The following is a 13,913-nucleotide window of genomic DNA, read 5'->3' as shown; positions in this document are numbered from 1 at the left end:
GCATGTAAAAAATCCTGTCGGTGATTTCTCACCAACAGGATTTGTCGAACAACCGAAAATTTGAGACCTTAGGCTTAAATTTTAGCCAAGAGACCCGTTAGGGGCTACTGGCGTCCTAATACTACTATTAAGGAAGTCCACTTTCAGACGTACCCTAATTTATATCCGTTAAATGAGAATAGACTTCCTATAGTAGTATGAGCAGTATCAGCCAAATTGACTGATACCGCAGGAAAATTTGAGACCTTAGGCTCAAATTTTAGCCAAGAGACCCGTTAGGGGCTACTGGCGTCCTAATACTACTATAAAGGAAGTCTATTTCGAATCTATTGGTTCCAAACTGATTGGAATTCAGCTTTAGAAGCTTCTAACACTTTATCAACGCTTGAACCATTTACATCACTGTAAACTTTTTCTTGAACCTTAGTGATTTCTGCATAAGCAGAGTCAGCATTTTCAATTACAGGAATTGAGAATAATTCTTTTTTACCTTCAGCCATTGCTGCTGGAACTTTAGAATTAGAGTTTTTGTATTCAGCACTTTCTAACACTTTAGAAACTACTGGAATGTAACCTGTAGCTTGTGCCCAAGTTAATTGAGACTCAGGAGAAGCTAAGAATTTTAAGAATAAGTAAGCTGCAGTACGTTGTTCTTCAGAAGCACTTTGGAACATGTAAATATCTGTACCTTGTTGGATGTTAATTTTCTCTGGACGAGGAGCTACACCATATTCATATCCAGCTTCTTTAGCACCTTTAGCTACGAATGATTCACCCGCAGTTGAACCTACATACATTGCAATTTGTTTGTTAGCAAATGGTCCTGACAAGTATTTATCTGAACCAGCTGTACGGAAGTAACCTTCTTTAATACCATCAGCATAGTAAGAAACTACTTCTTTTGATTCTTTACCAGTAATGTCTAATTCTTTATTGAATTGAACACCTTTGTTTACAATACCAGTTGCATAGTAGTTGTTTAATGAGTCAAAACCAGCACCTACAACTTGGTGATTTGATTTTTCATAAATTGTTTTAGCTGCTTCTTTTAATTCATCTAAAGTAGTTGGTACTTTAACACCATACTCTTTTAATAAGTCAGCATTGTAGAATAATACTTCTGTTGATTTGTTAAATGGGATACCATATTGTACACCATTGATTTGAGCACCTTTTAATAATTCTGAACGAATTGCAGCATCATCTTTGATACCAATAGTTGAGTTTTCTAAGTAAGGTTTTAAATCAACTAATTGATCTTGATCTGCAGCATTCCATAACCATCCTGGGTATGCTTGAGTAATTGTTGGTAAATCTTTTGGTGAAGTTAATGTAGAGTTAATTTTAGCTTGTAAATCTTTATATGAAGATTGGTTTTGTAACTCAATTTTCACATTAGGGTTTTTAGCCATGAACTCCTCAGTTAATTTCGTTAGAGTTTCCTCTAATTTACCATTTAAGGCATGCCAGAAAGTAATTTTTGTTTCCTCTTTTACTTCTGTTTGAATGTCTGTTTTAGTTTCTTTTTGTGAGTTTGATGCACCATTGCCGCAAGCTCCTAAAACTAAAACTGATGTTGTCGCAAGTGTCGCTTTTACTAAAGATTTGAATTTCATAATTGTTCTCCTTTTTCTTTTATAGTTTTACAACACAATTTTTTCGCCACGATGTGGCAATATTCTTTCACCATACGGATTCTCCAATAATTCTGGTTTCAAGGTATGGATAGGAACCAAAAGTTGGGGTTCGATCATTGCAATAATACGGTCTAAATCCGCAGGTTTTGCATGACCTGAACAAGCGATTTTCACAAATTCGATGTGATGTTTCGCTAGTAAATCTAGAAACACTTGATAATTTGGATCAAAGTCACCTAACGGTTGAGCATCACAGTGAAGGTATAGTGTTCCTTCTTGTAGTTTATCAAAATCATCCACTACTTGCCAGAAATACTCCCCTTGATCGTCTATTAGTGTTTGATAGGAAACTTCTAAATCATGATTTAATTCTGGAATACGGTTTGCTTCATTCGAATAATAGAAATGAGCATTAATTCCAAATACTTCTAGTAGCAAAGCTGCCATATGAGCTTCTAATACTACAGTTCGTGGAGACTGCTCTACAATTTTTGCAAAACGTTCCACATTCGCTGGATACCCATTAAAGGCTATCGGACGGTTTGGATTTTCTTTTTGAAATTGAACCACTCTTTCAATGACTTCTAATTCATTTGCTGGTTTAATTTCTTTTGGATCAACAGGTCTTTCCGGGAAACTAATCGTTACCCCTTCCATCATTAACATCTGAGTATGTTTTGCTTTTTTACAAAACTCAACCGTTGCTTCAGGAATATAACCATGTAATCTCAAATCACCTGTATAGGTAATGAAATGATCTGGAGTTCGAATTAATAAGGCACTAGCTCCATATGCATCATGGTCTACTGGAACAACTTCAATTGTAATGTCACCAACAGTTACGACTGCATTTGGTTCTAATCCAATCATTTCTCTCGTAAAAGGAGATTTTTCAAACGGCGTTGGTAATAAAAAATCTCCATTACGATTCAAACTATTTAAAATCATTTTTGTTTCTTTTAATGTATACAATGGAATAGCTGGGTCTAAGTAATTAATCATTCTTGAATGATCTAAATGAGCATGTGATAAAAATACTGCTGTATTTTCATACTCACCCGTTTCTTCTCCATCGTACTCATATCCCAAACGTGGATCATAGACATGATTTAATTTGGGGATAATCCCATATTGAATCAGTGTTTGTAACTGTTCATCTGGCAAATCTAATTCTGGACGAAACTCAGTTCCGAAGTCAAAGAAAATATGAGAATTCCCATAACTAACTTCAATAACTGTCCCTCCTATTGTTAGAATTCCGCTATGGAATGTAACAACGGTTTTATCCTTTGATACCATTCTTAGCAACCCCTCTAATAATTTCTTTTCTAAATACGAAATAGATAATCAAAATAGGAACTACTGTCAATGTTGCGGCAGCCATTTGTAATTGAACATCACTACCACTTTCAGTCGTGAAGGCTGATAACCCGTTGTTTAATAGACGGAAGTATTTAGTGTTTGTTGCAAGTAATGGCCATAGGAATGAATTCCAGCTCATAATAAATGTTAAAATTCCAACTGTTACAAGCGCTGGCTTACACATTGGCACTAAAATTCGACGAATATATTCTAAATCAGATGCACCATCAATTTTAGCTGCTTTGTAGAATGTACTTGGAATTCCACGAAGATAACCATTTAGATAGTAGATATAGAAAATACTAGTTAAAAATGGAAGGATTAAAGCTAGATAAGTATCTAATAATCCTAATTGTGCAATTGTTTGATAGTTTGTAAAGATAATTGATTCATAAGGAACCATTAATAATGAAACCATCACTAATGTCACAATTTTTTTATATTTAAATTCTAAGCTTGTTAACGCAAATGCTGCTAATAATGAAGTAATAACTGTTGCAGCAGTTGTAAATAATGATACAAATAAAGTATTTGCAAAGTAGCGTAAGAATGGCGCTCTATGGAATACTTCAATGTAGTTTTGCCATTGCAATGATTTTGGAATTAATGTTGGTGGAATACTTGTAGCTTCCGCATAGGTCATTAACCCTGTCAAAATCATATAAATAAATGGGAACACGGTAATGATTGATAAAATAACAATCAGTGCTAATAATAAATAATTGATTACTTTTTTCATGATTAACCCTCCGCTCTTCTCAAGAATTTATTTTGGAAGAAAGTAGCAATCAGAATAATCACAAATAAGATTACAGTTGCTGCCATCGCAATCCCTGGACGACCAGCTACATGGAACTTGTCGTAAATATAGTACACGGCAGTTGTCGCACTATTGGCAACCCCTGGTGTTCCTCCAAATAATGCATATACTTGCGTATAAACTTTGAAGGCACCAATTAAGTTCACTGTAGATAAGAATGCAATTGTTGGTACTAATTGAGGGAATGTAATTCTCCAGAAAATTTCTTTTTCTGTAGCACCAAACATTTTCGCAATTTTAAAGTGTTCTGGGTCAATATTTCTTAAACCAGCTAATAAAATGATGATATTAAATGCAAGCCCTGTCCAAATACCAAAAATAATTAATGTTGGCATACTCATATTGACATTGTCTAACCAGTTCACTGCTGGAATTCCTACTAAACCTAGTAAGAAGTTGATTAAACCGTAACTTCCATTAAAGAAATAACGGAACACAATCCCAATTGCGATTGTACTTGTAACATATGGCATGAAGAAAATTGTTTCAAACACACTCTTATGTTTTACCTTTTCAAAGATAATCCAAGCAATCACAACTGAAATACATAGTGCAACAGGTACTACAACAAATGCATATAAAGCTGTATTTAGTAATGCTTTATGAAACACTGGATCTGCTAAAACTTTTTGATAGTTTGATAAACCTGTAAATTGAAGTTTTAACAATGAACCCTTTTGGAAACTCATCCAAAATGAACGAATTAATGGGTAAATATTAAATAGCAAAATCACACCTAATGACGGAAGAAGGAAAAACCACGCCTTTGGTTGATTCTCAGGATTATATTTTTTCATTAGTATACACGTTCTCCATTTTGATCGAATAAGAATAACTTATGTCTTAGAATGTCAAATGAAAGTGTGTCTCCTTCTTCAATCTTATGTTCCACACTTACGATTGATTTAATATCTTGTTCTCCTAATGTAAAGTGTAAAATACGTTCACGACCAATTAATTCAACAGCCGAAACGGTTACTGTAAATAAGCCATTTTCGCTTGGAACTAAATCTTCAGGACGTAATCCTAAATAATAATGTCCGTTCTCTAATCCTTTACGGAAACGACTTTCTACTAATTCACCTGCTTGTAAAGTAAACGCTGGGTGAGTAATGACACCATCTTTTACATCAACTTCTGAAATGTTAATAATAGGGTTCCCTATAAATTTAGCTACAAATAAATTATTTGGTTCTAAATATAAGTTTTGAGGGTCATCATGTTGTTGGATAACACCTTCGTTTAATAAGATAATTTTATCACTGATAGATAAAGCTTCTTCTTGGTCGTGAGTTACGAAGATAGTTGTAATCCCTACTTCTTTCACTAAACGACGAATTTCTTCACGAATTTTTAAACGTAAACGAGCATCTAAGTTACTTAATGGTTCGTCTAATAATAATACTTCTGGTTTTTGAACTAACGCACGAGTAATCGCAACACGTTGTTGTTGTCCCCCTGATAAAGTACCAGGTTTTTTCTCTGCTAATTCCTCGATATTTGTTAATTGCATGTATTCTTCTGCAACTTTTTTAGCTTCTTCTTTTGAGATTTTCTTTTCCCCTACTGTTAATGGGAACATAATGTTCTCTAACACTGTCATATGCGGATATAACGCATAGTTTTGGAATACGAATCCAATATTTCTATCTTTTGGTTCTGTATTAATAACAGAAGATTTTTTAAATTGGATATCTCCACCAGTTGGTTGTAATAACCCTGCAATCATATTTAAAATAGTTGATTTTCCGCAACCACTAGGCCCTAATAAGCATACTAAATCCCCTTGTTCAATTGAAAAATTAACGGATTTTAATGCTTCAAAGCCATTATCGAATACTTTATTTAAGTCGATAACATCAATCATGAGTAAACCTCCAAATTTCTTTACTTGAATACATTCTAGTATACCATGTTTTGCGCTTTCATGCGATATAAATATTAAGTATTTTTTAAAAAAATATTTTTTATACGAATTTTTTCGAATAATTACCGAAGAAAAAACTCATAAAAAAACGTCTCTAGCTTTCACTAAAGACGTTTATTTTTATTATCGATTGATAATTTTGAAGTATTCTCTTGAAGTAATTTTGTAAACTAAGAAGTAAGCAATCATAAAGACTCCAGCTACTGCTAACATTGTTAAAGCAATAATACTTCCCTTAATTCCAAAGATAAACACGATTTTACTCACCATATTATACGATAATGCAGTGTGTAAGAATGCTGTCAATAATGGTAAGAAGAATACAATTAATACTTGACGATTAATCGATTGATGAATCATTGGTTGATCAATACCAATCTTCTTCAAGATAACATAACGTTCACGGTCTTCATATCCTTCAGAAACTTGTTTGTAGTAAATGACTAAGACCGCTCCTACTGAAAAGGCAATGGCTAATAATATTCCTAAGAATAATAGAGAACCATAAAATTGGAATAATAATTGAGCAATTTCAATTTTTCCATCAATTCCTCCAGCAATGTCTGATTGTTGATATGCTTCTAATTCTTTTTTCTTCTCATCATCTGTTTGACTAGATGTATTCCATAATGCAATATAGTGTCTTGTATAGGCACGATATCCTGCATCGTTATCTTTACTGTAATATGGAACAACTTTTGCCATATCTTCTTCATTTAAAAGTCCAATATAAGAATGATTGGTTATATTCGGATTTACAATTAATCCTGCAGCAAATTTATTCACTTCGATGACTTGTCCAATTGAAAAAGTATTTTCTCCAACTGCTACTTGAGTAAAGCTAGGTTTTGTTTTCTCAGTATATTGTTCTCCAATCACCATTTCTCCAGGTTTAACAGTAATATTTTCTCCAGTATTACGATTATAATCTTCCACGGATACAAGAACGACCATTGATTCTGGAAGAGCACCTAGTTTTTTAACGTTTGTATCTAATACATTTCCTTCTTGATTTCCCCCTGTTAAAATATAAGAGTACTCAAAATAATCTGTTACTTTTGAAGAAGCACTTGCCGCTAATTGTTTCGCCTCTTTTGAATATTCTGCTGTTTCTTCAGGATTACGATACATATTTCTAAAAGTAAAATCCGTCGGACTTGTTCGATTAATGACTTCCTGTGCACCAAATTGTAGTGAACCAGTCGTTCCAAGAGTTACAAGAACCATTGTTGATAAAATACAAATACTTGCCAAGCCCATCGCATTTTTTCTCATTCTAAAAATTAAGTTAGAAACTGAGATGAAGTTAATTGGGCGATAGTAGAATGTTTTACGATTTTTTAAGAAACGTAAAAGTGCAATACTTCCAGCATCAAATAAAATATAAGTTGCGATAACTACTAAAATAACTGCAACAAAGAACCAACCTAACGCTTTAATCGGACTTTCAATTGATTGAGAAATATAATAAGCAGATCCTAAAATCGCTACCCCAATTAGAGCACGAATACTTAAGAAACGACCTGTTTTTTCTCCTGATTTCTTTTCACGTAATAATTCTAATGGACGACTAACTCTAATTTTAATCGCATTTAAAATCATTAAGAATACAAAAATTCCACTAAATAAAATTCCAATGATAATGACTGATGCAATTTGGAATTCATATGAAATTGGAACGTTAAAGCGCATTGCTTTTAATAATAAGGCAAAGGCTAATCGATTGAACAATACTCCTAATACAAGCCCTACAATTAGATTTATTACTGCAAACAACAGCATTTCAAAAACTTGTAACAATTGAATTTGTGAGCGACCCAATCCTAAAATGCTATATAACCCAAATTCTTTTGAACGATTTTTCATTACAAAGCCATTCGCATAAATCATTGTTAAGGTAGAGACAAGTAACATAATCACAACACCAAATCCTAATGCCATGACTACCGTATTTCCACCATTACTTTGTAAAATCGTTTTATTTGTAGAGAGTGCCAATAAAATATACGTAATGACCATCATCGTAATAGAAGCAATCGAAAACGGAATATAAAGTGTTCGATTTTTCTTTAAATTGGATACTGCTAATGAACTAATTAATTTAAACATGACTCTCACCTCGATTAGCCATTACTGTTAACGTATCAGAAATTGCTTCAAACATTTCTTCATCTGTACGTTCCCCTTTAAATAATTGATGATACAAGATTCCATCTTTTATAAATAATACTCGTTTAGCTCGACTAGCGGCTAAAGTACTATGCGTTACCATTAAAATCGTTTGACCATTTTCATTTAATGTGTCGAATACATCTAAAATATTGCTTGAAGATTTTGAATCTAAGGCTCCTGTTGGTTCATCCGCTAATAGTATACTTGGATCAGCCATCATTGCACGTCCAATCGCCACTCTTTGTTGTTGACCTCCTGATAATTCATAAGGATATTTTTCTAATAATTTTTCAATTCCTAATAAAGCAGCAACAGGTTTTACTTTTTTCTCCATTTCTTGAACAGTTTTCTTCGCTAGTACTAATGGTAGTAACATATTATCTTTAACAGATAATGTTTCTAATAAATTGAAATCTTGGAATACAAATCCTAAATGATCACGACGAAACGCTGCTAATGTTTTGTCTGGAATATTTTGAATATCTAATTGATTCAATAATACTTGTCCTTTTGTAGGTCGATCTAATGTGGCTAAAATATTTAGTAGCGTTGTTTTACCAGAACCAGATTCCCCCATAATAGCAACATATTCTCCCTTTTCAACGCTAAACGTAATATCTTTCAACGCCTCTACTTGCATCGCTCCAAATCTTGTATGATAAATTTTTTGTACTTGTTTTACATCTAATAATGTCATGTCAATTCCTACTTTCTCTTTGATTTGTATTTATTCTATCAAATAAAATCGATGCATTCCTATATTTTAGCTATCATTTTCTGTTTGTTTCTTACATTTTTGTAAGAAAGAAATTTATTAAATTTTGAAGTTTTTGCTTTTAAAAAAGTGATAAAAATCGTATAATATAGTTGTAAAAGTAATGATTATTCGTTACTTAAACAATATAATAAAATGATTAATTTAAATAATCATTTTACTTATTTTTCCTTTTTTATTGTTGTGATTTCCGAAAAGAACCTCATTCTTTTCGTTAATCTTCGCTTTGATTGGCAGAGGTATTCTAAAAATAAACAACCATCATACACTTATGCCAGAAACTCTGCCAACAAAGTTTCCCACCTACCAACTCAAACTCCGTTTGAATAGTTAGGTGGGTTTTTTATATAAAAAATTCCATTAATTTCTCCATAAAAAAGACGAGACTCTCATCTCGTCCTTCAAAATTCTTCTTATTGTACTTTTAAAATTTGTTCTTTCGCATGAATTAATTGTGTAATCATTGCACAGTATGGAGTTGGAATACCGTATTCTTGTCCACGTTTCGCAACAAATCCATTTAAGTAATCAATCTCAGTAAAGCGATGATTTTGCATTAAATCTTGGTGCATTGATGGATAGTGTGCACGAACTTTATTTGAAGCTGTATAAACATAGTTTTTCATTTCAGCTGCATCAATTTTCACACCTTCATGATGAGCCACTTCTACGAATTCATGAATAATTTGCTCAACGATAGCTTCTGCTGTTGTTGTATCAAACACTTCTCCAATATTCGCATCTAAAATAGCACATGTTGCATTCATTGTCCCGTTTACACATGCTTTTCTCCAAATTGAGAATAATACATCCTCACTATAACTTGCATTTAATCCTGCTTGATTCATTACAGCGACTAATTCTTCTGCAATTGCACGACCGCTTGCTTCTTCTACTGCTTGAATTTCAACAGTTCCTGTTCCACCTAAACGAGCCACACCTGGACCATTCAATCCTGCAGTCCAAATTGTTACACCCATAATAATGTTTTTACGTGGAACATATTTTTCCATTGTATATTCATGACCTAAACCATTTAATAAACATACAACTTTTGTATCTTCATGAATAATTGCTTTGATTTTTTCAAGCATTTCCCCTAATTTCATTGATTTTGTAAATGCAATAACCACATCTACTTCTTCATGAACTTCTTCAGGTCTGTAGATTGGAATTTGTAATGTATCTGTTGTATCCCCATCTACTACTTGTAATCCATTTGTACGAATTGCTTCAATATGTGCTGGCCATTCATCGATTAAGACAACATCTTGTCCTGCCTTTGTTAACATATATCCAAAGCGACATCCCATTGCTCCCGCACCTGCAATTGCAATTTTCATTATAATTCCTCCTTATTATACCGTTAATTTATAATCTTCCGGTTGAATCCATTGTACCACTTTTTCGAATACATGGATAAAGAAAATGTTAAAAATAATAGGAGCCACTACGAAAATAGCTGCTACTAATAAAATATTACCTACTGTCCATCCATTTTCCATTAAGTTTAACGCATAGATTGGGCCTACTAAACCACTAAATCCAAAACCAGCACTAGCAGGAGTTCCTTGAATAGAAAAAACTGCTGCTAAAATACCTAGTAATGCTGAAGAACATAACATTGGTAATAAAATTTTTGGTTTTGCAATCACATTTGCCATTGACATTTTTGGAGATCCAATAAAGTGTGCAATACAAGTTCCTACTGAATTCACTTTTAATCCTGCAACTGCTAACCCAAAACCTGCTGCACAGATTCCTAAGTTCGCTGCACCAGAACCAATTCCTGATAATCCAATCGCTAAACCAATTCCTACTGTTGTAAATGGTGAAACAATTAAAATACAGAAAGTCATCGCAATTAACATACACATTAAAATTGGTTGTAATGTTAATAAGAATTCTACACCTTGACCAATTAAAGCTGTAATTTTAACAATGTACGGTTGAGAAAGTCTACCAATTCCTCCAATTACTACTAATGTAACCGTTGGAATCACAATAATCGAATAAGCTTTCGCTTTATCCCCAATCCATAAAATAAATGCTGCTGCAACGGCTGCCGTTACTCCCATTGTAATAATATCCCCAGTACCAGCGAAGACTACACCTTTAACATCCGGATTAAAGCCCGGAGCTCCTCCTGCAAAAACAGTTGCTAAAGCAATGGCACCTGATTGAATTGGAGTAAATTTAAAGAAATGTCCTACCATTAAACCAATAATCGCACCCATCATAGTATTAGCCACTTGAGTTGCTTGAATAATTAATTGTCCTTGAGGAAATACTGGTAATAACGCTTTTGTTAATTCACCTAAAATTGCCCCAGGAATTAAAGTTACAACTACCCCTAATGCTAAGGCATTTAATACGGTCATTGTAAACTCTTTTGCTGAATAAGTTTTATTTGTATCCATATTCATTCCCCTTTCTTTTGAATGGACTCATTATATCATAATCTTTCTGAAAACAAAGTAATATTTTCAATATTTAGTACGATATTTTCATGATGAAAATTGCACTCGATATACAAATATAACACAAGGCAGATTGCCACAAGGTCGGATAGAACTCACTAAAATGAAATAATATACTAATTCCAATAATAAAAATAACCATTGGAAGTGAATGCAGAAAAGAGCTTACTCCAATTCTAATGTCTCTTTTGATATCCTTACGAATCCATTCATTAGTATAAGAATCTATTATTTTTGGATAAATCAATCCATAATAAAGTTGAGAACTGCTTAATATGATTAAGAGTAAGGATAGCAAATGATATAAATCTAATTCAGTAGCATTTTCAAATACTAAACTTGCTAGTCTATTGGATAGTATCATAAGACTAACAACAAAACAAATAATCAATAAACATGCCCACCAATACATCTGTTTTGAAACTGAAAGAATTTTTACAGTATCTTTATCAGAAACTAAAAATCCAAAAATCTCATTTGCCAATACTAGCCCAGCCATATTTAAATACCATTGCACTTGATTTCCCAACTGCTGAAAAACAAACAATAACATCATAATTCCCAACAAGGTCCATAAAAATGCCGTTTTATCGGATAATTCTTTTTTATTCATAAAAAAATCCTCACCTCAACCTTTTATTTATCCGAAAAAATAAGAAAAGACTTCCTATAATTGCATGAACAAGAGACTCGCATTTGCGAGGCTACTGCCGTCCTAATGCTACTATACAAAGGAAGTCTCATCTCATACGCCCTCTCATAATTATCCGTCAAATAAGAAAAGACTTCCTATAGTAGTATGGGTAGTATCAGCCACACGGCTGATATTACAGGAAACTTCGAGACCTTAGACTCGAAGTTTAGCCATGAGACCGCTAGGTCTGCTGGCGTCCTAATGCTAATATACAAAGGAAGTCTCATCTCACACGTCCTATCATGTTTATCCGTAAAATAAGAATAGACTTCCTATAGTAGTATGAGTAATATCAGCCATTCCGGCTGATATTACAGGTAAATTCGAGACCTAGGCTCGAATTTTAGCCATGAGACCGCAGGTCTGCTGGCGTCCTAATACTACTATTAAAGGAAGTCTAATTCGAATATCTAAGCTTGGATTAAAGCCAACGCTTCGTTTAAGTGTACAAGGCTACGTTCTTTGCCTAATAACTCAATCGTTTGACCTAAAGATGGACCATGAGTTTGACCACTTGTTGCCACACGAATTGGCATAAATAAATTCTTACCTTTTACACCAGTTTCTTTTTGAACAGCCTTAATTGCTGCCATCACACTAGCTTCATCAAACACTTCTAAAGCTTCTAGTTGAGATTTGAATGCATGAAGTACAGTTGGCACTGTTTCACCTTGAAGTACTTCTCTTGCTTCATCATTTTCCACAACGAAGTCTTTTTGGAAGAATAAACTTGAAATAGAAACAATCTCATTCATGTAGCTCATTTGATCATGATATAACGCTACTAATTTATTCGCCCAAACTTGTTCTTCTTCACTCAATGTTTCAGGTAATAAACCAGCTAATTGTAATTGTTGAATTGCTAATGGAGCAACTTCTTCTAATGGAGTTTTCTTCACATAAGTATTGTTAATCCATTCTAACTTCTTAGGATCGAATGCTGCTGGAGATTTACCAAGACGTTTTTCATCAAAAATTTGAATAAATTCTTCTCTTGAGAAAATTTCATCTTCCCCTTGTGGAGACCATCCTAATAAAGTAATGAAGTTGAACATTGCTTCTGGTAAATAGCCTAAATCTTTATATTGTTCAATAAATTGTAAAATAGACTCATCACGTTTTGATAATTTTTTACCAGTTTCTGTATTAATAATTAATGTCATATGACCAAATCTAGGAGTATCCCATCCAAATGCTTCATAAATCATCATTTGTTTAGGAGTATTTGCAATATGGTCATCCCCACGTAATACATGAGTAATTTCCATAAAGTGGTCATCCACTGCTACTGCAAAGTTATACGTTGGCATACCATCACGTTTTAAAATAACAAAGTCGCCACCTACACTACCAGATTCAAAAGTAATTTCACCTTTAACAATATCATCAAAAGTATATGTTCTATTTTGAGGAACTCTGAAACGAACAACTGGAGTACGTCCTTCTGCTTCGAAAGCATCACGTTGTTCTTGTGTTAAATGAGCATGTTGCCCACTATAGTGTGGCATTTCTCCATTTGCACGTTGTGCTTCACGTTCTGCTTCTAATTCTTCTTCAGTCATATAGCATTTATAAGCTTTATCTTCAGCAATTAATTGTTCAATTAATGGATTATAAATATGTTCACGTTCTGATTGACGATATGGACCTACATTTTTTGGTTTATCTGGACCTTCATCCCAGTCAATTCCTAACCAAGTTAAGTTTTCTAATTGACTTTCTTCCCCATGAGCAATATTTCTTTTACGGTCAGTATCTTCAATACGAATAATAAATTCTCCACCGTAATGTCTTGCGAATAAATAATTAAATAGAGCTGTTCTTGCATTACCAATATGCAAATGCCCTGTTGGACTTGGTGCATAACGTACACGCACTTTTTCTGCCATTTTTAATAACTTCCCTTCTATTTTGTCTATCGTTTCTATTGTAAAACTTTTTCATTAAAATTGCTATGACTTTAACGTTTTTTCTTTAAAATTCTAGCTATACGTAAAGTTTCAAAGTAACTTCTAGTTAAGTATCAAAACTAGAAGTTAGTATGAG

At 33.4% G+C, this 13,913-nt stretch carries 11 protein-coding genes; all 11 read right to left on the bottom strand.

Annotation, left to right across the window (positions count from 1 at the left end; translation table 11 throughout):
- Positions 1 to 326 precede the first annotated feature (326 nt).
- Positions 327 to 1,616 carry an extracellular solute-binding protein gene (locus RWZ86_RS07140; RefSeq protein ID WP_314680898.1) on the bottom strand — a complete coding sequence of 430 codons (1,290 nt, stop codon included), beginning with the start codon at positions 1,614 to 1,616 and terminating at the stop codon, positions 327 to 329.
- 27 nt (positions 1,617 to 1,643) lie between these two features.
- On the bottom strand, positions 1,644 to 2,936 hold the full coding sequence (locus tag RWZ86_RS07135; protein WP_314680897.1) for an MBL fold metallo-hydrolase: 1,293 nt from the start codon (positions 2,934 to 2,936) through the stop codon (positions 1,644 to 1,646).
- Positions 2,920 to 3,738, bottom strand: coding sequence for a carbohydrate ABC transporter permease (locus RWZ86_RS07130; protein WP_314680894.1), 819 nt, complete (start codon positions 3,736 to 3,738; stop codon positions 2,920 to 2,922). Before RWZ86_RS07130 ends, RWZ86_RS07135 begins: the two co-directional genes overlap by 17 nt.
- A 2-nt stretch (positions 3,739 to 3,740) precedes the next feature.
- Positions 3,741 to 4,616 carry a sugar ABC transporter permease gene (locus RWZ86_RS07125; protein ID WP_314680892.1) on the bottom strand — a complete coding sequence of 292 codons (876 nt, stop codon included), beginning with the start codon at positions 4,614 to 4,616 and terminating at the stop codon, positions 3,741 to 3,743.
- Entirely contained in the window at positions 4,616 to 5,686 is a 1,071-nt protein-coding gene (locus tag RWZ86_RS07120; RefSeq protein WP_314680890.1) for an ABC transporter ATP-binding protein, read from the bottom strand. The genes RWZ86_RS07125 and RWZ86_RS07120 overlap by 1 nt, the downstream gene beginning before the upstream one ends.
- A gap of 183 nt (positions 5,687 to 5,869) precedes the next feature.
- Positions 5,870 to 7,855, bottom strand: coding sequence for an ABC transporter permease (locus tag RWZ86_RS07115; protein ID WP_314680887.1), 1,986 nt, complete (start codon positions 7,853 to 7,855; stop codon positions 5,870 to 5,872).
- Complete coding sequence (locus RWZ86_RS07110) at positions 7,848 to 8,615, bottom strand: ABC transporter ATP-binding protein (protein WP_314111885.1); 768 nt, start codon at positions 8,613 to 8,615, stop codon at positions 7,848 to 7,850. The genes RWZ86_RS07115 and RWZ86_RS07110 overlap by 8 nt, the downstream gene beginning before the upstream one ends.
- A gap of 491 nt (positions 8,616 to 9,106) precedes the next feature.
- Positions 9,107 to 10,036 (bottom strand): 2-dehydropantoate 2-reductase, encoded by a 930-nt coding sequence (locus RWZ86_RS07105; protein ID WP_314680884.1) that lies wholly within the window; start codon positions 10,034 to 10,036, stop codon positions 9,107 to 9,109.
- 15 nt (positions 10,037 to 10,051) lie between these two features.
- Positions 10,052 to 11,113, bottom strand: coding sequence for a PTS sugar transporter subunit IIC (locus RWZ86_RS07100; RefSeq protein ID WP_314680883.1), 1,062 nt, complete (start codon positions 11,111 to 11,113; stop codon positions 10,052 to 10,054).
- Between the two features lie 73 nt (positions 11,114 to 11,186).
- On the bottom strand, positions 11,187 to 11,786 hold the full coding sequence (locus RWZ86_RS07095) for a hypothetical protein (protein ID WP_314680881.1): 600 nt from the start codon (positions 11,784 to 11,786) through the stop codon (positions 11,187 to 11,189).
- A gap of 491 nt (positions 11,787 to 12,277) precedes the next feature.
- The gene (gene gltX / locus RWZ86_RS07090) at positions 12,278 to 13,756 is read right to left on the bottom strand and encodes a glutamate--tRNA ligase (RefSeq protein WP_314680879.1); all 1,479 of its coding nucleotides are present in this window, start codon (positions 13,754 to 13,756) and stop codon (positions 12,278 to 12,280) included.
- Positions 13,757 to 13,913 lie beyond the last annotated feature (157 nt).

This window comes from uncultured Granulicatella sp. (assembly GCF_963545075.1).
GTDB lineage: Bacteria > Bacillota > Bacilli > Lactobacillales > Aerococcaceae > Granulicatella.
The sequence above is the reverse complement of the archived record's forward strand: the minus strand, read 5'-3'. Positions and strand labels throughout refer to the sequence as shown.

What these genes read in the sequence shown, in the direction of transcription:
- RWZ86_RS07140 (WP_314680898.1), bottom strand. Translation starts at nt 1,616, where the DNA reads ATGAAATTCAAATCTTTAGTAAAAGCGACACTTGCGACAACATCAGTT.
- RWZ86_RS07135 (WP_314680897.1), bottom strand. Translation starts at nt 2,936, where the DNA reads ATGGTATCAAAGGATAAAACCGTTGTTACATTCCATAGCGGAATTCTA.
- RWZ86_RS07130 (WP_314680894.1), bottom strand. Translation starts at nt 3,738, where the DNA reads ATGAAAAAAGTAATCAATTATTTATTATTAGCACTGATTGTTATTTTA.
- RWZ86_RS07125 (WP_314680892.1), bottom strand. Translation starts at nt 4,616, where the DNA reads ATGAAAAAATATAATCCTGAGAATCAACCAAAGGCGTGGTTTTTCCTT.
- RWZ86_RS07120 (WP_314680890.1), bottom strand. Translation starts at nt 5,686, where the DNA reads ATGATTGATGTTATCGACTTAAATAAAGTATTCGATAATGGCTTTGAA.
- RWZ86_RS07115 (WP_314680887.1), bottom strand. Translation starts at nt 7,855, where the DNA reads ATGTTTAAATTAATTAGTTCATTAGCAGTATCCAATTTAAAGAAAAAT.
- RWZ86_RS07110 (WP_314111885.1), bottom strand. Translation starts at nt 8,615, where the DNA reads ATGACATTATTAGATGTAAAACAAGTACAAAAAATTTATCATACAAGA.
- RWZ86_RS07105 (WP_314680884.1), bottom strand. Translation starts at nt 10,036, where the DNA reads ATGAAAATTGCAATTGCAGGTGCGGGAGCAATGGGATGTCGCTTTGGA.
- RWZ86_RS07100 (WP_314680883.1), bottom strand. Translation starts at nt 11,113, where the DNA reads ATGGATACAAATAAAACTTATTCAGCAAAAGAGTTTACAATGACCGTA.
- RWZ86_RS07095 (WP_314680881.1), bottom strand. Translation starts at nt 11,786, where the DNA reads ATGAATAAAAAAGAATTATCCGATAAAACGGCATTTTTATGGACCTTG.
- gltX (WP_314680879.1), bottom strand. Translation starts at nt 13,756, where the DNA reads ATGGCAGAAAAAGTGCGTGTACGTTATGCACCAAGTCCAACAGGGCAT.